The sequence below is a fragment of the Streptomyces sp. NPDC049879 genome, assembly GCF_044461265.1.
In the GTDB taxonomy this organism is placed as follows: domain Bacteria; phylum Actinomycetota; class Actinomycetes; order Streptomycetales; family Streptomycetaceae; genus Streptomyces.
Genome location: NZ_JBITKT010000005.1, coordinates 201,315 through 222,414, shown reverse-complemented (window position 1 = coordinate 222,414; position 21,100 = coordinate 201,315). Strand labels below are relative to the sequence as shown.

The 21,100-nt window shown below is 73.9% G+C and carries 17 protein-coding genes and 1 pseudogene; 8 read left to right on the top strand and 10 right to left on the bottom strand.

What is annotated here, in order from left to right; all coding sequences use genetic code 11:
• Nucleotides 1-46 precede the first annotated feature (46 nt).
• Nucleotides 47-598, bottom strand: coding sequence for a sigma-70 family RNA polymerase sigma factor (locus ACIBPC_RS18940; RefSeq protein WP_398846051.1), 552 nt, complete (start codon nt 596-598; stop codon nt 47-49).
• A 340-nt stretch (nt 599-938) separates the two neighbouring features.
• On the opposite strand from ACIBPC_RS18940, the gene ACIBPC_RS18935 reads away from it, so the two are divergent.
• Both ACIBPC_RS18935 and ACIBPC_RS18930 read left to right on the top strand, forming a co-directional pair.
• Nucleotides 939-1,307, top strand: a complete 369-nt coding sequence (locus ACIBPC_RS18935) for an STAS domain-containing protein (RefSeq protein WP_362963861.1) — start codon at nt 939-941, stop codon at nt 1,305-1,307.
• A 169-nt stretch (nt 1,308-1,476) separates the two neighbouring features.
• Entirely contained in the window at nt 1,477-1,977 is a 501-nt protein-coding gene (locus tag ACIBPC_RS18930; RefSeq protein ID WP_398846048.1) for an ATP-binding protein, read from the top strand.
• 118 nt (nt 1,978-2,095) lie between these two features.
• Here ACIBPC_RS18930 and ACIBPC_RS18925 read toward each other — a convergent pair whose 3' ends face one another.
• Both ACIBPC_RS18925 and ACIBPC_RS18920 read right to left on the bottom strand, forming a co-directional pair.
• Nucleotides 2,096-3,253: a flavin-containing monooxygenase gene (locus ACIBPC_RS18925; RefSeq protein ID WP_398846045.1), complete on the bottom strand. Its 1,158-nt coding sequence runs from the start codon at nt 3,251-3,253 to the stop codon at nt 2,096-2,098.
• Nucleotides 3,254-3,393: 140 nt separating this feature from the next.
• Nucleotides 3,394-4,047 carry a TetR family transcriptional regulator gene (locus ACIBPC_RS18920; protein ID WP_398846043.1) on the bottom strand — a complete coding sequence of 218 codons (654 nt, stop codon included), beginning with the start codon at nt 4,045-4,047 and terminating at the stop codon, nt 3,394-3,396.
• Between the two features lie 229 nt (nt 4,048-4,276).
• On the opposite strand from ACIBPC_RS18920, the gene ACIBPC_RS18915 reads away from it, so the two are divergent.
• Nucleotides 4,277-6,703: a PQQ-binding-like beta-propeller repeat protein gene (locus ACIBPC_RS18915; RefSeq protein ID WP_398846040.1), complete on the top strand. Its 2,427-nt coding sequence runs from the start codon at nt 4,277-4,279 to the stop codon at nt 6,701-6,703.
• Nucleotides 6,704-7,253: 550 nt separating this feature from the next.
• On the opposite strand, the gene ACIBPC_RS18910 is transcribed toward ACIBPC_RS18915, so the two are convergent.
• Complete coding sequence (locus tag ACIBPC_RS18910; protein ID WP_398846039.1) at nt 7,254-8,048, bottom strand: hypothetical protein; 795 nt, start codon at nt 8,046-8,048, stop codon at nt 7,254-7,256.
• A 109-nt stretch (nt 8,049-8,157) separates the two neighbouring features.
• Here ACIBPC_RS18910 and ACIBPC_RS18905 point away from each other — a divergent pair, with 109 nt between their 5' ends.
• Both ACIBPC_RS18905 and ACIBPC_RS18900 read left to right on the top strand, forming a co-directional pair.
• Nucleotides 8,158-9,960 carry an endonuclease/exonuclease/phosphatase family protein gene (locus ACIBPC_RS18905; protein ID WP_398846038.1) on the top strand — a complete coding sequence of 601 codons (1,803 nt, stop codon included), beginning with the start codon at nt 8,158-8,160 and terminating at the stop codon, nt 9,958-9,960.
• A 90-nt stretch (nt 9,961-10,050) separates the two neighbouring features.
• Complete coding sequence (locus ACIBPC_RS18900) at nt 10,051-10,497, top strand: nuclear transport factor 2 family protein (protein ID WP_362958625.1); 447 nt, start codon at nt 10,051-10,053, stop codon at nt 10,495-10,497.
• Nucleotides 10,498-10,516: 19 nt separating this feature from the next.
• On the opposite strand, the pseudogene ACIBPC_RS18895 reads toward ACIBPC_RS18900, so the two are convergent.
• Nucleotides 10,517-10,934: pseudogene (locus tag ACIBPC_RS18895) on the bottom strand (NUDIX hydrolase).
• Between the two features lie 31 nt (nt 10,935-10,965).
• Entirely contained in the window at nt 10,966-11,721 is a 756-nt protein-coding gene (locus ACIBPC_RS18890; protein ID WP_362958622.1) for a glucose 1-dehydrogenase, read from the bottom strand.
• A 77-nt stretch (nt 11,722-11,798) separates the two neighbouring features.
• On the opposite strand from ACIBPC_RS18890, the gene ACIBPC_RS18885 reads away from it, so the two are divergent.
• From ACIBPC_RS18885 to ACIBPC_RS18875, 3 genes are all read left to right on the top strand, one after another.
• Nucleotides 11,799-12,167 carry a hypothetical protein gene (locus ACIBPC_RS18885; RefSeq protein WP_398846034.1) on the top strand — a complete coding sequence of 123 codons (369 nt, stop codon included), beginning with the start codon at nt 11,799-11,801 and terminating at the stop codon, nt 12,165-12,167.
• A gap of 132 nt (nt 12,168-12,299) precedes the next feature.
• The gene (locus ACIBPC_RS18880) at nt 12,300-13,763 is read left to right on the top strand and encodes a hypothetical protein (protein ID WP_398846032.1); all 1,464 of its coding nucleotides are present in this window, start codon (nt 12,300-12,302) and stop codon (nt 13,761-13,763) included.
• A 179-nt stretch (nt 13,764-13,942) separates the two neighbouring features.
• The gene (locus ACIBPC_RS18875; protein ID WP_398846029.1) at nt 13,943-16,231 is read left to right on the top strand and encodes an ATP-binding cassette domain-containing protein; all 2,289 of its coding nucleotides are present in this window, start codon (nt 13,943-13,945) and stop codon (nt 16,229-16,231) included.
• A 612-nt stretch (nt 16,232-16,843) separates the two neighbouring features.
• On the opposite strand, the gene ACIBPC_RS18870 is transcribed toward ACIBPC_RS18875, so the two are convergent.
• From ACIBPC_RS18870 to ACIBPC_RS18855, 4 genes are all read right to left on the bottom strand, one after another.
• The gene (locus tag ACIBPC_RS18870) at nt 16,844-17,047 is read right to left on the bottom strand and encodes a hypothetical protein (RefSeq protein WP_362958611.1); all 204 of its coding nucleotides are present in this window, start codon (nt 17,045-17,047) and stop codon (nt 16,844-16,846) included.
• Between the two features lie 321 nt (nt 17,048-17,368).
• Nucleotides 17,369-17,551, bottom strand: coding sequence for a hypothetical protein (locus ACIBPC_RS18865; RefSeq protein WP_398846025.1), 183 nt, complete (start codon nt 17,549-17,551; stop codon nt 17,369-17,371).
• A gap of 151 nt (nt 17,552-17,702) precedes the next feature.
• The gene (locus ACIBPC_RS18860; protein ID WP_398846022.1) at nt 17,703-17,981 is read right to left on the bottom strand and encodes a hypothetical protein; all 279 of its coding nucleotides are present in this window, start codon (nt 17,979-17,981) and stop codon (nt 17,703-17,705) included.
• Nucleotides 17,982-18,158: 177 nt separating this feature from the next.
• Entirely contained in the window at nt 18,159-21,089 is a 2,931-nt protein-coding gene (locus tag ACIBPC_RS18855) for a BTAD domain-containing putative transcriptional regulator (RefSeq protein WP_398846021.1), read from the bottom strand.
• Nucleotides 21,090-21,100: the final 11 nt, after the last annotated feature.

The window sequence follows — 21,100 nt, the reverse complement described above, 5'->3', positions numbered from 1 at the left end:
TGCCCGGTCCCGCCACGCGGTCCGCCGGGGCCGCCGGGGCGCGCGGTCACCGTACGGCCCCGCCCGCCGCGTCGGGGTCGTACCGGGACGCCGAGGACAGCAGCTGGAGGCCGAGGCGCAGCCGCCGCCGTGTCTCCGCCTCGGTGATGCCGAGGCGCCGCGCGGTCTCGCGGCAGTCGTGGCGGCGGAAGCGGGTGAGGCGCAGGGCCTCGTGCAGCGGCGCGGGCATGGAGGCGACGATGTAGTCGGCGCGGGCGGCCGTGGAGGCGTTGCGGATGCGCTCGGCCACCTCGTCGGGGGTCCCGGGGCCCGGCCGGTCGCGCAGCCGGGCGACGGCGAGCCGGTGCGTGGCGTCGGCGATCCACGTGCGCAGCGGCCCGCGCGACGGGTCGAAGCGGTCCGGGCGCTCCCAGAGGCGGGCGAACACCTCGCGCGTCACCTCGCCCGCCGCCTCCTCGTCGCCGCCGAGGATGCGCTGCGCGATGCCGTACGCGAGGGTGGCGAAGCGGTCGTACAGCTCGGACAGGGCGGCGGCGTCGCCGTCCCCGAGGCGGCGGCGCATGTCGCGGTCCCACTGTGGTGGCGTCAGGTGCGCCATCCGGCTCTCCACTTCCGTCCGCCCGGCGGGCCGTGCTCGGCCCCGTGCGTGCGTCAAATGTAGTGCGGCTGCCCCGTCGTGCGCGCCCCCACGCGAGGATCCGGACAGCGGGACCGGGTGAGCGGGGCGGGACGGGGGAGAAGTGAGGAGAGGACGAACGGAACGTGGCGCTTTCCGTCATCCCGTGCCCGGACGTGGTGGCCGGATGGCCGGATCGTTGCGCGGACGGTACGGCGGCGTACGCGTGGCCGCACGAGAAGTGGGCAGGCCGCACATAGAGTGGGCCCGGCACGGGCCCCCGGTCCGTGACCGTGGCATAACACAGAAGGGCCCGACTCTCGTGACGTTGACCGTGCAGGGGGAGCAGCGGGGGGAGTGGACCGTGCTGCGCGTCGCGGGCGAACTGGACCTCGCGACCTCGCCGCTCGTGCGCCAGCACGTGCACGAGGCGGTGGCGGAGGGCCGCAGACTGCTGGTACTCGACCTGTCCGACGTGCTGTTCTGCGATTCGAGCGGCGTCGGCGTGCTGGTCGCGGCCCGGCGGCTGATGCGTTCGTGCGGCGGTGAGCTCCGGCTGATCCTGCCCGCCAGGGGCGCGGAGGACGGCAGCCATGTGAACCGCGTGCTGGCCGCGCTCGGCGTGCGCCGCCTCTTCGACTGCTATCCCGACCTCGCGTCGGCCGCGGCCGGGCAGCGCCTGACGGCCTGACCCGCCCGCCGCGCCGCGCCGTTCGCACACAGGCGCGGGTCCTTACTCCTTTGCGCCGGAATATGCCGGAAGCGCTTGTTGTCCGAGTCTGCCGTCAATCATGCTGGGCGGAGCCGAGGTTGCGCCTCGGTGAGTGGCGAGATGTCCGCCGGTTCGGATGGTGTGAACGGTGCAGGAGCTGGAAGAGCAGTTGGAGGTCGCCCCCGAGCCCTCGGAGGTGGGCCGCGCCCGCCGGTGGGTGCGCGCGCAGCTGGGCCGCGGGCAGCCCTGCCCGGCCTGCCCCGACGACGCGCGGACGGACACGCTGGTGCTGCTGGTGTCCGAGCTGGTGACCAACGCGGTGGTCCACACCGGGCGTCCGGCGGTGCTGCGGCTCGCGGTGCGCGAACCGGAGTCCGTACGGCTCGAAGTGGTGGACGACAGCGCACGCGCGCCCCGTCCGCGCCGGGCGCAGGGCGAGGACACCGGCGGGCGGGGCCTCGAACTGGTCGAGGTCCTGGCGGACCGCTGGGGCTGGCAGCCCGAGGGCGGCGGCAAACGCGTGTGGTGCGAACTCGACTGCCCGCACGCGGCGGAATCCGGCCAGGTATTGACGAGTCGTGGTGGCTTGATGACTCTGGGAAGTGTTCCGTCCAGGTCCGTGGAGGCCGGATCGGGCGGAGCGGGGTGATGCGTCGCGAGGGGACGCCGAGGACCGCCGGGCGACCGGGGGCGCCTCGGCGAGTGCGGATCGCCCCCGCGGGTCCCTTCCACTCGACGGGAGGGGCCCGTTCTCCCTCGACGGCACGTCAGCCGCGCGCCTTCGCGGCCGCGGCGACGGCCGCGGCGATCTTCGGGGCGTCCCTGGCCAGTTCGCGCAGCATGCCGCTGATGGGGTTCGTGTAGCCGGTGAAGTAGAGCCCCGGCGCGGTCGGATGGGTCTGGCGGCCGTGCACCAGCGGGCGTCCCCGCCCGTCGAGCAGCCCCAGGTGGCCGACCAGCGGTTCGAGGCCGCGCCGGTAGCCGGTGGCGGCGACGACCACCTCGGGGGTGATGGCCGTCCCGTCCGCGAGCCGCACCTCGGCGCCGTCGAACGACTCGACCGCGCCCACCGGTTCGACCTTGCCGCGCTTCACCGCGCGGACCAGCCCCGCGTCCTGCACCGGGATGGCGCCCTCGCGCACCCGGGAGTAGAGGCCGGTCGCGGGGCGCGGCAGCCCGTACCGCGTCAGGTCGGGGAGGCCGCGCTCGACGGGCCGCGCCAGCCGGTCCACGAGCCGGACGGGGAGGCGGCGGCACAGGATGCCGCTGGCCTGTGCGGGCCAGCCGAGGGTGGAGCGCCGCAGGATGTGCGGCGGGGTGCGCACCGCGAGGCGCACGCGTCCGGCCCCGCCTTCGGCGAGGTCGGCGGCTATCTCGGCGCCGGTGTTGCCGACGCCGACGACGAGCACGTCCCGCCCGGCGTACGGGCTCGGTTCGCGGTAGCGCGAGGCGTGCAGCAGTTCGCCGGTGAACGCGTCGCGGCCCGGCCAGTCCGGCAGCCAGGGCGTGTGGTTGTGCCCTGTGGCGACGACGACGGCGCTCGCCCGCAGCCTGCGCCCGGCGGTCGCCTCCAGCAGCCAGCCGCCGTCCGGCTCCCGTTCCGGCTCCCTGACGACGCGGAAGACCTCGACGCCCGTGGCCAGGTCGAGGCGGTGGTGGCGCGCGTAGACCTCCAGGTAGCGCACGAAGTCGTCGCGCCGCACCCAGCGTCCGGCGGAGCGCGGGATGGGCAGGCCGGGCAGGGCGGAGCCGCGGCGTGTGGTGTGCAGGCGGAGGCGGTCGTAGTGCCCGCGCCAGGAGGCGCCGACGTCGCCGGACTTCTCCACCAGGACGGTGCGGATGCCCCGTCCGGCCAGGGCGGCGGCGGTGGCGAGACCGCCCGGCCCCGCTCCGATGACATGGACAGGTGCGGTCGGCGTCGGCATGTGCCGAGCATACGCAGGGGATACGGAGCGCCGCCCCGTGCCCGCCGGAGAAGTGGCGGGCGCGGAGCGGCGGTTGGGGTTGCGCGGCGACGGCGGGGCGCCGTCCCGGGGACAGGGACCGGGCGGCGGTGCCCGGCGCGCTACTTGGCGGCGGGCCTGCGGCCGGTGACCCCGAGGTGGACGAGCGACGTCAGCGCCGGCTTCAGGTCGGCCTGCTTGGCGCCGAGCGCCTGGAGGCTCTTCGGCTGTGCCGAGACGGCGGCGAGCATCGTCACGAGGGAGCCCGCGAGCGCGGCGGGCGAGGCGTCCGCCTCGCCGCCGCGGCTGCGGCTGCGCAGCTCGTCGATGGTGTCGGCGAGCGGCTTCACGATGGCGCCCTGCACGCGCGTCCTGATGCGGACGAAGCGCCGGTCGCCCTCGGCCGCGCCGAGGTCGATCACCCGGAGGATGGCGTCGTGTTTGCGCCAGAAGGCGAGGAAGCCGTCGACCAGCTCCTCGGCCGTCTGGCGGCCCGCGCGACCGGCCCAGGAGCGCCCGGTGACCAGCTCGGAGAGCGCCGCGCTCTCCCGCGCGGTCGTCTCGGCCAGCTCCAGGACGGCGGCCTCCACATCCGGGAAATACTGGTAGAAAGTGGCCGGTGACGTGCCCGCTTTGCGTGCTACGTCGATGACTTTCACGTCGCGGTAGGGCGAGGCGCCCAGCATCCTGCCGAGGCAGTCGAGCAGTTTCTGCCGTGTGGCCTGACCCCGGCGGCCGGCGACCCGGCCGTCAACGGTCGTTACCTGTCCTGTCATGCCAGTCAGCTTATCTACGCGTGATCTCGGCGCGATTTGATCGCATCCGAATGGGGAATCCTTACCGACCGGGCCGGACATCTGCCGACACTCCGCCCAAGCCGGACCCCGGGTTCGCCACGGTCGGTCCCGGCAGGAAGAATCGTCCCGGAGCCCGCAGCTTTCCGGTGGCGGATGAGATGCTGCACAGGGCGGGGAAGCAGCGCCCTAACGGGGAGGTGCAGGAGCAGTGGAGCAGCTGACGCAGCACGATCCGCGACGGATCGGGCCGTTCGAGGTGCTCGGCCGGCTGGGCGCCGGGGGGATGGGGCTCGTCTTTCTGGCCAGGTCCGCTTCGGGGCGCCGGGTCGCCATCAAGACGGTGCGCAGCGAGCTGGCCGAGGACCAGCTGTTCCGAGTGCGCTTCACGCGTGAGGTGGAGGCCGCGCGCGCGGTCAGCGGCTTCTACACGGCCGCCGTCGTGGACGCCGACCCGGGCGCGGCCGTGCCGTGGCTCGCCACCGCGTACGTCCCCGCGCCGTCGCTGGAGGAGATCGTCGCCGAGTGCGGGCCGCTGCCCGCGCAGGCCGTGCGCTGGCTGGCCGCCGGGATCGCCGAGGCGCTCCAGTCGATCCACGGCGCCGGGCTCGTCCACCGCGACCTCAAGCCGTCGAACGTGCTGGTCGTCGAGGACGGGCCGCGCGTCATCGACTTCGGCATCGCGTCCGGCGTCTCCAACACCCGGCTGACCATGACGAACGTCGCGGTCGGCACCCCCGCGTACATGTCGCCCGAGCAGGCGCGCGACTCCCGCAGCGTCAGCGGCGCCAGCGACGTCTTCTCCCTCGCGTCCACCATGGTCTTCGCCGCCACGGGCCACCCGCCCTACCGGGGCGCGAACCCGGTGGAGACCGTTTTCATGCTGCTGCGGGAACGGCCCGACCTGACCGGGCTGCCCGACGAGCTGCGGCCCCTCATCGAGTCGCTGATGGAGCACAAGGCGGAGGACCGGCCGACCCCGGCGGAGCTGCAGGCGGAGCTGGCCCCGCACCTGTTCGCCGCGAGCGACGACAGCGGCACGGCGTCGGCGTGGCTGCCGAGCGGCGCGGTGGAGATGATCGAGCGGCGCCGTGGCGGTGTCCCGCGCCTCCTGCCCGAGCAGTCGGGGCGGACGCGGGAGCAGCCCGAGGCGCGCACGGCGAAGCAGGGGCCGCCCGCGCCCTCGCCCGCCGTGCTCGCCCCGGACGCGCCGCCGCTGCCGCCGCCCTCGTCGCCGCCGTACACGGGGGGTGCCGCGAGCCGGGCCACGCCGGGCCGGGTGGCGCAGCCCGCGGCCGACGTCCTCCCGCCGCCCACCGGCGACCCGGTGCGGCTGCCCGGCGCGCGCGTGCCGATCGGCCCCGGGCCGCAGCGGGGGGAGCCGTCCGGGCCGGGCGACCACCTGGTGCCGCACTCGCCGGACTGGGCGAGACCGCCGTCCGGCGCGCCGGTGGCGGCCGTGCCGCACTCCGGCGGCGCGCACTCCGGGCAGGCCGCGCCGGGCCGGCAGGTCGCCCCGCCGCGCTGGCGGCCGTGGCGTTTCCGCATGAACCACGAGCTGTGGGGCTCCCCGACCGTGCGCGGCGGCCTGCTGTACGTCACGTCGCACGAGGTGCACGCCCTGGACGTGGCCAGCGGGCGCAGGCAGTTCAAGACGCGGGAGCCCGCCTGGGCGCTGGCGGTGACCGGCGGCCGGGTCCTCGCCTCGGACGGCGCGGCGCTGTACGCGCTGGACGCCACGGACGGCTCGGACCGCTGGCGCATCCCGGCGGAGGGCTGGATCTACGGGCTGCGCGCCGACCGGGGGACGCTCGTCACGGCCACGCGCGGCGGCGGCGTGCAGGCGTGGGAGTCGGCGAACGGCGAGCGGCTGTGGGAGCTGTCCGGCGTGCAGACCGACTTCGAGTCGCCGGACACGGCGCCGGTCGTGCACGGCGGGACGGTCTACGTGTGGGGCGAGGGCCTGCTGTACGCGCTGGAGGCGCGCACGGGCGCCGAGCTGTGGCGCCATCCGGTCGGGGACGTGTCGGTGACCGGCGGTGTGCCGGTGCGGATCGCGCCGACGGACGACGGCGCGGTGTACGTGAGCGCCGGATCGCGTGTCCTCGGGCTCGACGCGGCGACGGGCGCGGAGCGGTGGCGCTTCGACGCACCGGCGGCCATCCTCAGCCCGCCGACGTACGAGTCCGCGCGCAGCCGGGCTGCGGGTGTCTACTTCGCGGACTACCTGGGGACGGTCTACGCGCTCGACGTCGCGACGGGCGACGACCGGTGGCGCATCGCCACGGAGACGCGGCAGACGGCCGAGCCGGTCGTGGTGGCGGACGGCCTGGTGCACCTGGGCAGCGGCGCGGCGATGTACACGCTGGACGCGGTCAGCGGCACGCCGCGCTGGCGGTTCGCGGCGGGGGAGGCGATCGTCGGCTCGCCGGTGGTCAGGGACGGGCGGCTGCACTTCGGGTCGGCCGACCACTGCCTCTACACGCTGGACGCGGTGAGCGGCCGGCTCAGCTGGAAGCTGGAGACCGGCGGCGAGATCACCGGGACGCCCGCGGCGGCGGACGGCATGGTCTTCGCGTGCAGCAAGGACCACTGTGTGTACGCGCTGGACGCGGCGCGGGGCACCCGCCAGTCCTGAGCGGCCCTCATCACCCGAACGGGTGGATAACGCTCTGTGCCCTTCCCCGCACCCACTCCGTCACTTAGGGTCACGGAGTGGGTGGCGGGCGTGAACCTCCCGCCACGGGGACCGAGGAGGGGGAGGCGGTATGCGGGCGTCATGGTGGTCGCCGCGGGCGGGACCGCACCGGCGGGTACGCCGGGCCGGGGCGGTGATACGCGGATCGCCGCGTCACACATTCCCTCGCGGCGCCCTGGCGACGACTCCGGGCACCTCCGCCGCCGCGTGCCCGCCGGTACCAGACGGGGACGGCCACGGCCTGCCGGAGGACGGTGGCGGCCCGGGAACGGCCCGGAGTCCCGGCGGTGGAACAGCGCTGCTCCGGCAGGTGGCACGGCCGGGGAGCGCCGGACGTACCGGGGCGTCGCGCCGCCCGCACGGGCGGACGCATGGCCGCCTTCAGGCGGCGGTGGTGTGTTGTTGGCCGCCTGCTCACCGACGGGCGCGGGTGGTGCGCCGGCCGGGTCGGCCGGCGCACCACCCGGGGGAGTGCGCGAAGGACGTGGGGTCAGGCGGCGTCGCGGCCCCGGTGGCCGTCGCCGGAGTCGTCGCCCCGGTCTCCACGGTCGCCACGGTGCTCCCGTTCGTCGTGGATGCCCCGGCCCTCCTGGGCGTCCCGGTCATGCTGCTCGCCCGTGCGCTCGGGGCCGTAGCGCTCCTCGTACCCCTCGTGGTAGCCGCCCGTGCCGCGTTCGGGGCCCGCGTCGGACTCGTCCGGCGGGTGCTGCCACGGGCCGGGCCGCACCGTGTCCTCGGCCTGGACGCCGCGCTGCCGGGGCTCGGGCGCGTTGCCCTCACCCTCCTCGCGCTCCGTGCGGCCCTGGCGCTCCTTCCGCTCCTGGCGGTGGCGGCCGTGGTGGTGTCCGTGTCCCGCGGCGGCCAGCCGCGCGGCCCTCCGGCCCGGCATCAGCGCCGAGGCGAGCCACAGCGCGGCGCCGCTGATCAGCGCGAGCACCGCCGGGAACTTCAGGTTGCCGTCCCCGACGGTCAGGTTGTCGCTCACCTGGTACTGGCGCACCATCCACAGGATGGTGAAGCCCAGCACGATCAGGCCTGCGAGCGCCACCAGCCACCGGGACATCAGCAGCAGCCCCAGCAGTGTGACCGCGGCGGCGACGAGCATCACCAGGAAGAGCCCGGTGAGCAGGTTCGCGTTGGAGCGGGTGATCCCCTCGCTCGTGAACAGTTGCGTCAGCTTGTACAGCCGCCCGTCGCGTGAGCCGTACCAGTGGAAGAAGACACTGATGATGGCCGCTGCCGCGGCGAGGACGGCGAGCACGGTCCCGAGTGTGTTTCGCCACATGGCGAGCCTCCTCGACCTCTCTCGTCCTCCGAACGACGCTACGTGCGTCCGGCCGGGTCCGCACCCCGAGCGGCGGGAGCGCCACCGGCGGGCACTACTCTCAGCCGTCATGATCCTCATGGCGCCGGGGCGCCTGATATCCCCGCTCACGGCCGTGACGACCCTCGTCGCCCTGGAGGCGCTGCGGGTCGCCGGGACCGTGTCGGGCGCGTCGGTGACCGGTGCGCTGGCCGTCGGCGCCGTGGTCGCGCTGGGCGGGCCGCTCGTCTGGTGGCTCGGGTCGCGCGCGGCGCTGTCCGCCGGGCTCGCCGCGGCGGCCGTGGCCCGGCTGGTCGTGCAAGTGCCGGGGGCGCAGGTGCCGTTGGTCGCGGCCGTGGTGGCCGGGCTCGCGCTCGGGGCGGTGCTGCTGGTCGCGCGCCGCTCCGCGCCGGGACCGGTCGCGCGCGCCGTCGCGCTGGGCGTCGGCGCCGATGTCGCCCTGCGGCTGCCGCTGTCCGGGCTCGATCCCGTCTGGCGCGGCGGGGTGGCCGGCTGGGCGGTCGCGCTGCTGAGCGCGGCGGCCCTCGGCGCGGCCGCCGAGTACCTGCGGCGGCACCCCGTTCCGGCGCCGGACGAGCCGGTCGGCGACGCGGGTCTGGCGCTGCTGGGCCCGGCGCTGGCCCTGTACGGCGTCCTGCTCGGCTCGCCCGCGGTGCTCGCCGCCCGTGCCGGACTGCCCTGGGACGTGGCCGGACTGTGGATCACCGCGGGCACTGCCCTCGCCGTACTCGCCCTGACGCGTCCGCTGCCCGCGGTGGAGCGCTGGGTCTCGCCCGCTGTGGCGACGGCCGCCGTCGCCGTCCTGCTGCTGGTCCCGTCCTGGCCCGCCGCGCCCGCCGTCCTGCTGGCCGTCGCGGCGCTTCCCCTGCTGCTGCGCCGCACGCTGGCCCTGCCGCTGCCCGCGCCCCTGGCGACATCCCTCATCGGGCCCGCGCTGGCCGGGGCGGGCGCCGGACTCGGGTACGCGCTGGTCGCCCTGCCGTCCGCCTCGCGGGTCGCCTTCAGCTCATGGGCGGCCCTGGTCGCTCTCCTGGTCGTGGCGGGCATCGGCTGCGCGGCGATCGCGGGGACGGGCCCCGCGCGCGTGGCGCCCGCCGCGCTGCCCGGCGCGTTCCGTTCCGTCGTCCTCGCCGCGCTGCTGCTGGCCCTCCCTCCGCTCGCCGGTGCGCTGCGCGCCGTCCCCGAGCCGCTGCCGACCGACACGGCGGGCGGCATGTACCGCCTCATGACCTGGAACATCCACTACGCCGTGGACCGCGACGGGCGGCTCGACCCCGAGGCGGTCCTCGACGTGATCCGCGACTCCGGGGCGCACGTGGTCGTCCTCCAGGAGGTGCCGCGCGGCCGGGCGGCCGCCGGCGGCCTCGACCTGCGGACGTGGCTGGAGCGCCGCCTCGACGTCACGGCCGTCTGGTCCCCGGCCGGGGACCGCGCGAGCGGGAACCTCCTGCTCACCGGCCTCCCCGTCACCGCCGCCGACACGGGCGTCCTGCCCGGGGAGCGGTCCCACGCCGTCGTGGACCTGCGCCTCACGGACGGGGAGACGGCCCGCGTCGTCACCGCGCACACCGGTCCCGACACGGCCCAGCACGAGCCGCTGCTGCGCGCCCTCGACGGCGACCCGCACGCCGTGCTCGCCGGTGACCTCAACTCCGAGCCGGACTCACCCGAGATCGCCGCCCTCCTGGCGGCCGGGCTGCACAGCGCCCAGGACGGCGCGGACGGCCTCGCCGACCGCGACACCGCCGTGGGGCCGCCCCGCCGGGTGGACTGGATCCTCGGCGGCCAGGACGTGGCGTTCGGCGACGTGCGGCTGACCCGCACCGACGCCTCCGACCATCTCCCGCTCACGGCCACCGTCTACCTCGACTGACCACGCGCCCGCCGGGCGGAAACGGTTGGCACGACCAACAAGCAGGCGTACTGTTGGCCGCACCAATCATTTCTGCGAAGGGCGGTCCCCGTGTCCCCCAGCCGTCACACCCCTGCCCAGGACCGCCTCGCCGACCTCGCCGACCTCGCCGACCGCCTGGAGCTGGCCGAGCTGACCGCCCGGCTCGGCCACTGGCTGGACGACAAGGCGTTCGACGACACCGCGTCCCTCTTCACCCCCGGTGTCGTCGGGGAGTTCCCCGGCGGCGCGGTCGAGGGGGCGGCCGCCCTCGCGGCCCACGCCCGCGGCAGCCACGCCGCCGATGTGACCACCCATCACGCCACCGCCGGGGTCGCGGTCACGCTCGACGGCGACGAGGCCACCGTCCGGGCCACCCAGACCGTCACGTTCAACAAGCCGGGCCCGTCCGGCGAACCCGACTTCACGGTCGGCGAGCGCTACGACCTGCGCGCCCTCCGCACACCCGGCGGCTGGCGCTTCACCCGCATCCACGTCCACCCTGTCTGGCGCTCCTGACCCCGCCCCACCAGCCGCCTCAGTGCCGCACCGGGCCGCCGACCGCTCCGGGAGGGACATGCCCGGTCGCCGGAAGCGTCCGCGCCAGGGCCATGCCGACACCGACCGGCGACGACCACCGCAGACCGGCGACCTCGGGGAGAGGGGTCCCGCCGGACTCGGCGATCTCCCCACCCGGCTCCGGCCTCAGCCGGCCGCCGGTGACGCGGACCTGGTGGAAGACGCCGACGTTCTGGTGCGCAGGTCCGCCGGGCACGGCGCGTTCGGCCGCGGGGACGACCCGCGGGTCCACGCCGAGCAGGCGTTCCACCACCGCCTCGCAGCCGGTCTCCCCGGAGACCTCCCTGACGACCCCGCCGCCGGGGAGCGTCCAGTTCGGCTCGCGCCCCGGCGGCGCGTGGCAGGGCGAGCAGCACCTTCCCGTCCTCGCCGCACACGGCGTACGCGGCCGGCCGGAAACCCGTCCCGTCAGCCCAGGCCGCCGGTGGCCCGGATGTTCTGGCCGGTGACCCACCGGCCGTCGGGTCCGGCGAGGAACGCGACGACGTCCGCGATGTCCGCCGGTTCGCCGAGCCGCCCCAGCGGTGTCAGCGCGGGCACGCGCTCCAGCGCCTCCGGCGCGTTCGCGGCCCGCAGCATGTCGGTGTCCGTCGCGCCCGGCGAGACGGTGTTGACCGTGATGCCGCGCCCGCCCAGCTCCAGCGCGGCGACGGCGGTCAGGTGCTCAAGGGCGCCCTTGCCCGTGACGTAGAGGGCGATCCCGGGGGCGGGGCGCGTGGTGTTGAGCGTCGAGATGCTGACGATCCGCCCGCCCGCCCGCATGTGCCGCGCGGCGTACCGCAGCGTCAGGAACGCCGACTTGAGGTTGACGGCGAGCGCTTGGTCGAACGCGTCCTCCTCTGTCTCGGCCAGCGTGCGCGCGGGGAGGACGACGGCCGCGTTGTTGACGAGCACGTCGAGGCCGCCGAGCAGTTCCGAGGCCCGCTCCATCAGGGCCCCCGCGGCGGCCGGGTCAGTGAAGTCGGCCCGCACGGCGTGCGCCGTCCCGCCCGCCGCCGCCACGGCGGCCGTCACCTCGGCGGCCCGGTCCTCGGCCCGCGCGTAGCTGAACACGACCTCCGCGCCGTCCCGCGCGAGCCGTTCGACGATCGCGCGCCCGATGCCGCGCGAACCCCCGGTCACCACAGCGGCCTTGCCCCGGAGGGGCTGGGAAGAAGCTGACATGGCCCCGAGCCTGCCAGCGGGCGCGGCGCGGGGAAAGTCCCTTCTGCCGACGGCAGGGCGGCGCGTATCGTCGCGATATGCGAGACCACCGCCGCGCCCGCCGTCTCGTCGTCGGGGACACCCTCTGGTGGTGGAGCGTCCGGCACGACCACCACCCCCCGGCCTGCCGCGAGAAGCTCTCCCTGCGCCGCGACGGGACGTCCGCGACGCTCCGCCTCGTCTTCCCCGGCGGGCCGGGCCGGATCATCGCGGACGGCCTGTCGCCCGGCGGCACGGTGGGCGGCGGAAGCCTCGTGCTCAACCTCCACCGGCCCGGTGTCGCCCGCCGCTTCCTGGACGCCGCGCTCGCGGAGGGCCTGATGCCCACCGCGCGCGGCGCGACGGAACACGACGGCTGGGCGCTCTTCGACACGTTCGCCGCCGCCGTGCAGCCTTGGGAGATTTGATCGTCTCCATTGCTGCCGCATAGGTTGATGTCATGTCAGCGATTTCGACCGGGTGGCGGTGGACAGGCAGTGTCTGACGTGATTTTCGTGCGGTCCCAAGTCGAGGAGAGGGCCGATCCCAACCCTTGGGCTTTGCAGGAAGAATTCTCGGCGGAGATCGATCCGGAGAGCATGGCGGACACCGCCGCCGCCTACCTGCGGGCGTCGTCGGAGGCGGATGACGCGGGAAAGCTGGCCGCGACGGCCTCACGTGATGCCCGGGACGCCGGTGAGATCGACGGCGAGTCGCTCGTGGACGCCGACGGGAACATCCGGATGACGACCGGAGAACTCGACGCCTCCGGCATGGAGGGGGTCGTGCGCGGCATCGAGCGGGCGATGAATCTCGCCATCGACGCGGAGCGGGCCGTGCGGCACCTGATCCGGGACCAGGTCGCGGAAGCTCTGGACGATCACCGCCACAACGCCAGGATCGAGCTGCGGGACGCGAGGGGCGAGCTGGACCGCGTCCGCCCAGACAGGGGCAACGAGGAGATCGTCCTCTCCTACCAGGGCGACGACTACACCGTGGTTCCCGAAATGGACGGATTCGGCTTCGCCGCGTACAGCCTGCCGCAGGAGCTGGTCGAGCTCATCAAGTCCCGGCACCTGGGAGCTGCCGTCGTGAGCGCGTCGTCCTTCGGGGAGGAGATCAAGGAGGAGATCGAGAGCTACCGTCGCAGACTCGTGGAACTCGCCCATGAGATGGGGCCGGACGCCGTGGCCCTGACCGGCGGGCCGCTGAAGATCCTGCTCTCCCCCGAGATGGCCGAATGGGCGGCGGACCAATTCCGGCAGGAACAGGGCCGGGTCCCCCCGAGAGTCGCCGAGCTCACGCGTCTGGTCGCCACACTGAACACCATCGTCATGGGTGTCTGGGGTTCCTCCTCGGACGACCCCACCGACGTGCCCGAAAAGGCCCTCCGGGACCTGACACCGGCCGAACGGAAGTATCTGGAGACCTTCTACGGGCGATCGGTGGACATATCTCTGGCCTACTTCGGCAGGCAGGTGTTCCAGAACGAGCACGGCATCGTCACGGAGGACCCGCCCTTCGAGGGCGGCAGCGGACTCCCCGTGGCGTCCACGCTCGCCGACGGCATCCTCGTGCTGACGAACCCGGAGGTCGGCGGCTTCGACGTGCGCGCCGTCAACGCCAAGGTGGACCCGAGGGCAGACGTGTCGGTGGTGAACCTCGTCTACGCCCCTGAGTACCTGGAGGACCCCGGGATGGGCCTGGAAAGCGGCATAAGCGATCTCGACTTCGGGACGCTGATGGGGACGGCCACCGTTCCGCCCGGCCGGTCGTTCGGTGAGGATCTCCTCCGCATGTCCGACCAGGTGCGCGGCGCGATGATCCACCCCGACTCCCACTACCTCGAATGGCAGCGCAACCAGCCCCAGCCACCCTCCCTGCCCCAGTCCCAGAGCCAGCCCTTCACCCCGCCCGAGCTGCACCCCACCGAGTATGTGATGCCGCCCGGCATCTACGGCCTCCAGTGGGCGGCCAGCCGCCACCCCGAGCTGGCGCACGACCCGCAGGTCGAACTGCGGTAGCGGCGGCGGTCCTCCCCGGCGGTGGCCGCGCGGACCCGGGATTGTCAGACCCTCCCGTTACGCTCGGCCCCCGAGCGTCCGACCCGGTGCAGGGGCCAGGCCAGAAAATGGGTACGGTGTACCCGGATCTCTGGCACACTCGGTTCCTCCCCGGACCGCCACCGCCAAGGAGCCCCGCCATGCCCGACGATCCCACCACGCCCCGGACCGCCGCCGCAGCGGACAGCCACTCGCTCATCGAGGTGCGCGGCGCGCGCGAGAACAACCTGCGCGACATATCCCTCGACCTGCCCAAACGGCGCCTGACCGTCTTCACCGGCGTCTCCGGCTCGGGCAAGTCCTCCCTCGTCTTCGGCACGATCGCCGCCGAGTCGCAGCGGCTCATCAACGAGACGTACACCGCGTTCATCCAGTCGTTCATGCCCAGCCAGTCCCGCCCCGACGTGGACGCGCTGCACGGTCTCAGCGCCGCCATCGTCGTGGACCAGGAGCGCATGACGGCCAACTCCCGCTCCACCGTGGGCACCGTCACCGACGCGTTCACCATGCTGCGGATCGTCTTCAGCCGCCTCAGCACCCCGTACGTCGGCCCGGCCACGAGCTTCAGCTTCAACAGCCCGGAGGGCATGTGCCCGCGCTGCGAGGGCACCGGGCACGTCACCGACATCGACATCGACCAGCTCGTCGACCGCGACCTGTCGCTGAACGGCGGCGCCATCACCGTGCCCAACTTCTCGGTGGGCAACTGGTACTGGCAGGTCATGGCCCAGTCCGGCCTGTACGACCCGGACCGCCCGCTGCGCGACTTCACCGAGCGGGAGTGGGACGACTTCCTCAACAAGCCCGCCACCAAGGTCTCCGCCGGCTCCCTCAACACCACCTACGAGGGCCTGCTCGTGAAGGTCAGGCGCATCTTCCTCGCGAAGGACCGCGACGCGCTCCAGCCCCACATCCGCGCCTTCGTGGACCGCGCCGTCGTCTTCACCACCTGTCCCGAGTGCGACGGCAGCCGCCTCGCCGAGGCGCCGCGCTCCGCCACCGTCCACGGCCGCACCCTCCCCGAGTGCGCGGCCCTGCAGATCAGCGACCTGGCCGAGGTCGTGCGCGGCATCGACGACCCGTCCGTCGCGCCCCTGCTCGCCTCGCTGCGCGGCCTGCTCGACTCCCTCACCGACATCGGCCTCGGCTACCTCAGCCTCGACCGCCCCTCCGGCACGCTGTCCGGCGGCGAGGCGCAGCGCGTGAAGATGGTCCGGCACCTCGGCTCCAGCCTGACCGACGTCACCTACGTCTTCGACGAGCCCACCACCGGCCTGCACCCGCACGACATCCAGCGGATGAACGGCCTGCTCCTCAGCCTGCGCGACAAGGGCAACACCGTCCTCGTCGTGGAGCACAAGCCCGAGGTCATCGCCATCGCCGACCACGTCGTGGACCTCGGTCCCGGCGCGGGCGCGGCGGGCGGGCAGCTCTGCTACGCGGGCGACATCGCGGGCCTGCGCGCCTCCGGCACCCTCACCGGCCGCCACCTCGGGCACCGCGCCCGGCTCAAGGAGAAGGTCCGCACGCCCACCGGCGCCCTCACCGTGAAGGGCGCCGACCTGCACAACCTCCGCGACGTCACGGTGGACTTCCCGCTCGGTGTCCTGACCGCCGTGACCGGCGTGGCCGGTTCGGGCAAGAGCTCGCTGGTGCACGGCTACCTGGCGAAGGAGGACGGCGTCGTCGTCGCCGACCAGTCGCCGATACGGGGCTCGCGCCGCTCGAACCCCGCGACGTACACCGGGCTGCTCGGCCCGATCAGGAACGCGTTCGCCAAGGCCAACGGCGTGCGCGCGGCCCTGTTCAGCGCGAACTCGGAGGGCGCCTGCCCGCGCTGCAACGGCATCGGCCTCGTCTATACCGACCTCGCGATGATGGCGGGTGTCGCGTCGGTCTGCGAGCAGTGCGAGGGGAAGCGGTTCACGCCCGAGGTCCTCGCGTACACGCTGCACGGCCGGAACATCGGCGAGGTCCTGGACATGGCGGTCGAGGAGGCGGCGGAGGTCTTCACCGGCGGGCAGGCGCGCGCGATCCTGCGGCGGCTCTCCGACGTCGGCCTCGGGTACGTGCGCCTCGGCCAGCCCCTCACGACTCTGTCGGGCGGCGAGCGGCAGCGGCTGAAGCTGGCCATCCACATGGCGCAGGAGTCGTCCGTGTATGTCCTGGACGAGCCCACGACCGGGCTGCACCTGGCCGATGTCGATCAACTGCTGGCGCTTCTGGACCGCTTGGTGGACGACGGCAACACCGTGGTCGTCATCGAGCACCACCAGGCCGTCATGGCGCGGGCGGACCACATCATCGACATCGGTCCCGGCGGCGGACACGACGGCGGGCAGGTCGTCTTCACCGGCAGCCCGGCCGAACTGGTCGCGGCGGGCGAGACGCTGACGGCGCGGCACCTGCGGACGTACGTCGGCGGCTGACCGCGCGGAGGGCGGTGGGGGAGGGCGGGCCACCTGCGACCCGCCCTCCGGGTGCCCCGGCCGGGCGCGCCGTACGGCGGCCTCGGCCGACGGGGTACCGGACCGGGGGAAGGGTCTGCCGGCACCCGGGCACTCCCAGGGCCACGGCGGTGGCCCGCGACGGCGGGCCACGGGGTCGTGCCCACCGTACGGTTCCGTATGTTACGGGTGGTGCGCGTCTCCGGGCAAAGTCCCCCTGCCCGCCGGAGCGGCACCGGCCGGTCCGGGGCGGCCCTGTCGGGCACGGAGCGGCGGAGGACGTCGGCGCGTCCGAGGCGGTTCCCGGCGTCTGCCGCCGGAACGCGACCGGCCCGGACGGCCCCCCTCCTGCCGTCCGGGCCGGTCGTCGTCCGGGCCGGGCGACCCCCCTCCGCGTCGCCCGGCCTCGGTGACCGGAGTGTTCGGCGGCTCCCCCGCAGCCGCCGGACACTTCCCGAGGTCCCGGCCGCGCACCCCTGTGCGACCGGACTCCTAGAGAATGGCAGCCCGCCATAAACAGGCGATAAACGCCGACAGCGGGCCCCGGAGGGCCCGCTGTCGGCGTACGGGACGGAGTGCCCGTCGGCTACGGCTTCACTCGGCGTGGTCGTCCAGCGGCCGCTCGCCGTTCGCCCCGGGGTTGGTCGCGTAGGCGTCGCCCTGGCCGGGGTTGGTGGAGTAGGTGTCGCCCTGCCCCGGGCCCGTGGCGTGCAGGTCGGCGAAGGCGGAGCCGGCGCTCAGACCCACCAGGGCCACGGCGATCGCGCCCGCGCTGACCAGCTTCTGCGTACGGTTCATGCGTTGTTCCTCACTGTTCTGTGCGACGCGCCCCCGCCCCGCGCGGCGGAGACCGACCAGACGGGCTTCAACGGCCCGCCGTGATCTTCACGTTCGTACAGTAGTACGTGCGCAAAGCGTCGGAAAGAAGCGGCATGGGATCAACTCGCGTGCGCCGTGGCCAGGTTGTTCACGCGGACCTCGACGTTCCGCGCACTTCAGACGGTGCTGGGATATCGCCACTGCGAATTATCGTGCGGACCGCCGCATGCCACCGTCAAGGGGCACACACACAATGATGGCGGGCTCAGAGGCCCGCCATCACCACGCCGCAACGGGACTTCAGTCGGCCGGGCCGTCCGTGACGTGGCTGTCAGCAGGTTTGACCGTGCCAACAGTGACATGGCTGTCACCGGGGTGCGGCTCGCCCGTGACATGGCTGTCCGCCACCGCCGATCCGGCGCCCGCTCCTGCCAGTACCACGGCGATGGCACCGGCGGTCACTATCTTCTCTAAACGGAACATGGCTGGATCTCCTCACACAGCAGGCGTCGAATGGTTTCGTTCTGTCGACCTATTGCTCACACCATGCCCAGATCGCTCGCATGAGGAACCGGCCACGTCGGCGGACGACCGCCGGACGTGACCGGTTCTCAGCGCGTGGGGGAGGACCGTTTCAGTCCGCGGCGCCGCCCGTGATGTGGCTGTCCGCGGGCTTCGGCGCGTCCGGTGTGTCGGTGATGTGGCTGTCGTCGGGCTCGGGGGCGTCGGGCTCGCCGGTGATGTGGCTGTCCGCGGGCTTCGGGGCCTTCGGGGCCGGGGCAGCGGTGATGTGGCTGTCCAGCGGCTTCGGGACGCTCGGCGCATCCGGGGTACCCGTGATGTGGCTGTCCGCGGGCTTCGGAGCCTTGGGCTCGCTGGTGATGTGGCTGTCCAGCGGCTTAACGTCGGTCATGCGAACTCCCGTTTCTTCAAGCGGACGGTAGGAGACAGAGCCGCCCGGTGACTCCCCCGTGATCTTCGGGAGGCTCTGCCCGTCAACCGCCGATTCTCCGTGGTGCGGTGGTGCGCATGACGGTCGCACCCCGCGATAAACGAATGATGAATGCCTGGGAATCGACGGTTTGAAGCCTCAGACGGTCGCGGCGCTCAGAAGGTTCCGGACGCCCTCGACCTCGGGGCGCCCCAGCGCTTCGTACGTCGCGAGCGCCGCCTCCCAGCAGACCCGTGCCCTGCCCGACTGCCCGGCGCTGTCGAGGGCACGGCCCAGCAGTACCAGCGCGTCGGCTTCCCGGCGTGCGCCGCCGACCTCACGCAGCTCCGCGAGTGCCTGTTCGGCCAGCGTCGCGGCCTGCCCGATCGCCCCGGCATCCAGATGCAGACCGGCCAGACGGAAGTAGGTCATGCCGACCCACAGCCGCTGTCGTGCCTCCTGGAAGGAGGAGAGCGCGGCGGAGAACTCCTCACGTGCCGCGTCGCCCCGCCCGTGACCGGCCAAGGCGACACCCAGGGCGTAACGCCCATTTGCCAGCCGCAGCTTGGACCCAAGCGCCCGGTAGAGCGCCAGGGCCTGTTCCGCCAGGTCGACAGCCTTGTCCGGCGCGCCGAGCACCAGTTGCACGCGGGACAGATTGCTCAGCGCACTGGCTTCTCCCGAACGGTTCTCCTGTTGCCTGAACGCTTCGAGGGCCTGTTCCAGATAGTCCCGCGAGTCATGGAACCGGTCCTGGTAGAACGCACTGATGCCCCGCTCGTTCAGGCCGTGTGACATGGCCACCTGGTCCCCGGCCGCCACCCCGAGGAGCATCGCGTGCTTCGCGTGCTCCTCCGCCTCCTCGCTGCGTCCCGCTGTGCTGTGCGCGTGGGTGAGCGCGACACGGATGCGAGCCTGTGCAAGCGGCTGGTCCAGGCGGTCAGTCGCTTCGAGCACGGCCTCCGCCGCCCGCACGAACTGCTGGGAGTAGGCGCCAGATTCGGCCAGGTCCCGCGCCATCATGAGCAGATCCGCTATCTGGCGCGCATGCTCGCCGGTGCCCCGGGCCTGCCGTGCGCTCGCCAGCAGGCAGTCCGCCTCGCCGAAGAGCCAGTCAAGAGCCGGGCGTACGCCGTCGAAGCGGAGGCCGGGGCGGTCCGGCTTGTGCATGTGTTCCACCGTCGCGTCGCCGGGGCGTTCGAGCGCGTAGACCGCCGAGGCCGTGGACAGGTAGAAGTCGAGCAGGCGGGTGACGGCGGCCGTCCGTTCGGCCGGGGGTTGTTCGTCGCGTTCGGCGCAGGCGCGGGCGAAGAGGCGGACCAGGTCGTGGAAGCGGTAGCGGCCGGGGGCGGCCGACTCCAGGAGCGAGGTGTCCACGAGCCCTTCGAGCAGCTCCTCGGCCTCCTCCACGTCCCGGTCGAGCAGCGCCGCCGCGTGCAGCGAGATGTCGGGCCCGGCGGCGAGGCCGAGCAGCCGGAACGCCCGTGCCTGCGCCGGCTCCAGCTGCCCGTACCCCAGCTCGAACGTCGCCTTGACCGCCTGGTCGCCCGCCTGGAGCTCGTCCAGCCGCCGCCGTTCGTCGCTGAGCTTGCGGGCGAGGACGGACACCGTCCACGTCCGGCGCGCCGCGAGCCGGGAGGCCGCGATGCGGATGGCCAGCGGCAGGAAGCCGCACGCCGCCACCACGTCCATGGACGCCTCGCGTTCGGCGCTCACGCGCTCGTGGCCGACGATGCGGGTGAAGAGCGTCAGCGCCTCCTCGGGGCTCATGACGTCGAGGTCCACGAGGTGCGCGCCCGCCAGGTCCACCATGCGCATGCGGCTGGTGATCAGCGTGGCGCAGCTCGGCGTGCCGGGCAGCAGGTGCCGGACCTGGGCGGCGTCCCGGGCGTTGTCGAGCAGCGTGAGCATGCGGCGGCCGTCGAGCAACGAGCGGTAGAGCGCGGCCCGTTCGGCGATGCCGTCCGGTATGGAGCTGTCGGGCGTGCCCAGGGCGCGGAGGAACGCGCCGAGCACCGTCTGCGGATCGGCCGGTGTCGCGCCCGCGCCCTGGAGGTCGACGTAGAGCTGCCCGTCGGGGAACTGGTCGCGCGCCGCGTGGGCGACCTGCACGGCGAGCGTCGTCTTGCCCACGCCGCCGATGCCCGCGACGGCCGAGACCGCCATCACCTGCCCGCCCGCCGTGGCCAGTTGGGCGCCCAGTTCGGCGACGAACGCGGCCCGCCCGGTGAAGTCGGGCACGGCGGCCGGGAGTTGCGCGGGCCGAACCAGCACGGGGACGGTCGGCGTCGCGGGCGCGGCGGCGTTCAGGGTGGCGTCGGCGTTGAGGATGCGCTGTTGCAGGTCGGACAGTTCGGCGCGCGGCTCGACGCCCAGTTCGTCGATCAGCAGCCGTCGCGCGTCGGCGTAGACGGCCAGCGCCTCCGCCTGCCGTCCGCTGCGGTACAGCGCCAGCATCAGCAGCTCGCGCAGCCGCTCCCGCAGGGGGTGCGTGGTGGTGAGCGCGGTGAGTTCGGACACGGATTCGGCGTGGAAACCGGCCTGCAGGCCGACGTCGAGGCGCTGTTCGACGATGCCGAGGCGCTGCTCGGCGAGGCGGGCGCGCTGGAGTTCGGCCTCGGGTCCCGGCACGCCCCCGAGGGCCTCGCCGTCCCACAGTTCGAGGGCCTGGCCGTACAGTTCGTGCGCCCGCGCGAGGTCGCCCGACGCCGCGCACTTGTCGGCGGCGGCCGTCAGCCTCGTCGCCGCGTCCAGGTCGAGTTCGTCCTCGGGCGACAGCCGCAGCGCGTAGCCCCCGTACTCGCTGACGAGCACCGACTGCCGCACGCCGAACGACTTGCGCAGCCGCGACGCGTACGTGCGCAGCGCCGCCAGCGCCTGCTGCGGCGACTCCTCGCCCCACAGCGCGTTGACGAGGTCCTGCGCCGTCGCGGCCCGGCCCTTGCGGAGCAGCAGCACGGCCAGCAGGGCCCGTTGCTGAGGCGAGCCGGTCGGCAGCGGCCGGTCCCCGTACCGGGCGCGGACCGGTCCGAGCACGGCGAAGCGCAGCGCAGGAGTGAGCCCCCCCGTGGTCCCTTCGGCATCGACCATGGCGTCCTCTG

Bases quoted from the DNA above. Each gene is read 5' to 3' on its own strand.
- ACIBPC_RS18940 (WP_398846051.1), bottom strand. From the start codon at position 598: ATGGCGCACCTGACGCCACCACAGTGGGACCGCGACATGCGCCGCCGC.
- ACIBPC_RS18925 (WP_398846045.1), bottom strand. From the start codon at position 3,253: ATGCCGACGCCGACCGCACCTGTCCATGTCATCGGAGCGGGGCCGGGC.
- ACIBPC_RS18920 (WP_398846043.1), bottom strand. From the start codon at position 4,047: ATGACAGGACAGGTAACGACCGTTGACGGCCGGGTCGCCGGCCGCCGG.
- ACIBPC_RS18910 (WP_398846039.1), bottom strand. From the start codon at position 8,048: ATGTGGCGAAACACACTCGGGACCGTGCTCGCCGTCCTCGCCGCGGCA.
- ACIBPC_RS18905 (WP_398846038.1), top strand. From the start codon at position 8,158: ATGATCCTCATGGCGCCGGGGCGCCTGATATCCCCGCTCACGGCCGTG.
- ACIBPC_RS18890 (WP_362958622.1), bottom strand. From the start codon at position 11,721: ATGTCAGCTTCTTCCCAGCCCCTCCGGGGCAAGGCCGCTGTGGTGACC.
- ACIBPC_RS18885 (WP_398846034.1), top strand. From the start codon at position 11,799: ATGCGAGACCACCGCCGCGCCCGCCGTCTCGTCGTCGGGGACACCCTC.
- ACIBPC_RS18875 (WP_398846029.1), top strand. From the start codon at position 13,943: ATGCCCGACGATCCCACCACGCCCCGGACCGCCGCCGCAGCGGACAGC.
- ACIBPC_RS18870 (WP_362958611.1), bottom strand. From the start codon at position 17,047: ATGAACCGTACGCAGAAGCTGGTCAGCGCGGGCGCGATCGCCGTGGCC.
- ACIBPC_RS18865 (WP_398846025.1), bottom strand. From the start codon at position 17,551: ATGTTCCGTTTAGAGAAGATAGTGACCGCCGGTGCCATCGCCGTGGTA.
- ACIBPC_RS18860 (WP_398846022.1), bottom strand. From the start codon at position 17,981: ATGACCGACGTTAAGCCGCTGGACAGCCACATCACCAGCGAGCCCAAG.
- ACIBPC_RS18855 (WP_398846021.1), bottom strand. From the start codon at position 21,089: ATGGTCGATGCCGAAGGGACCACGGGGGGGCTCACTCCTGCGCTGCGC.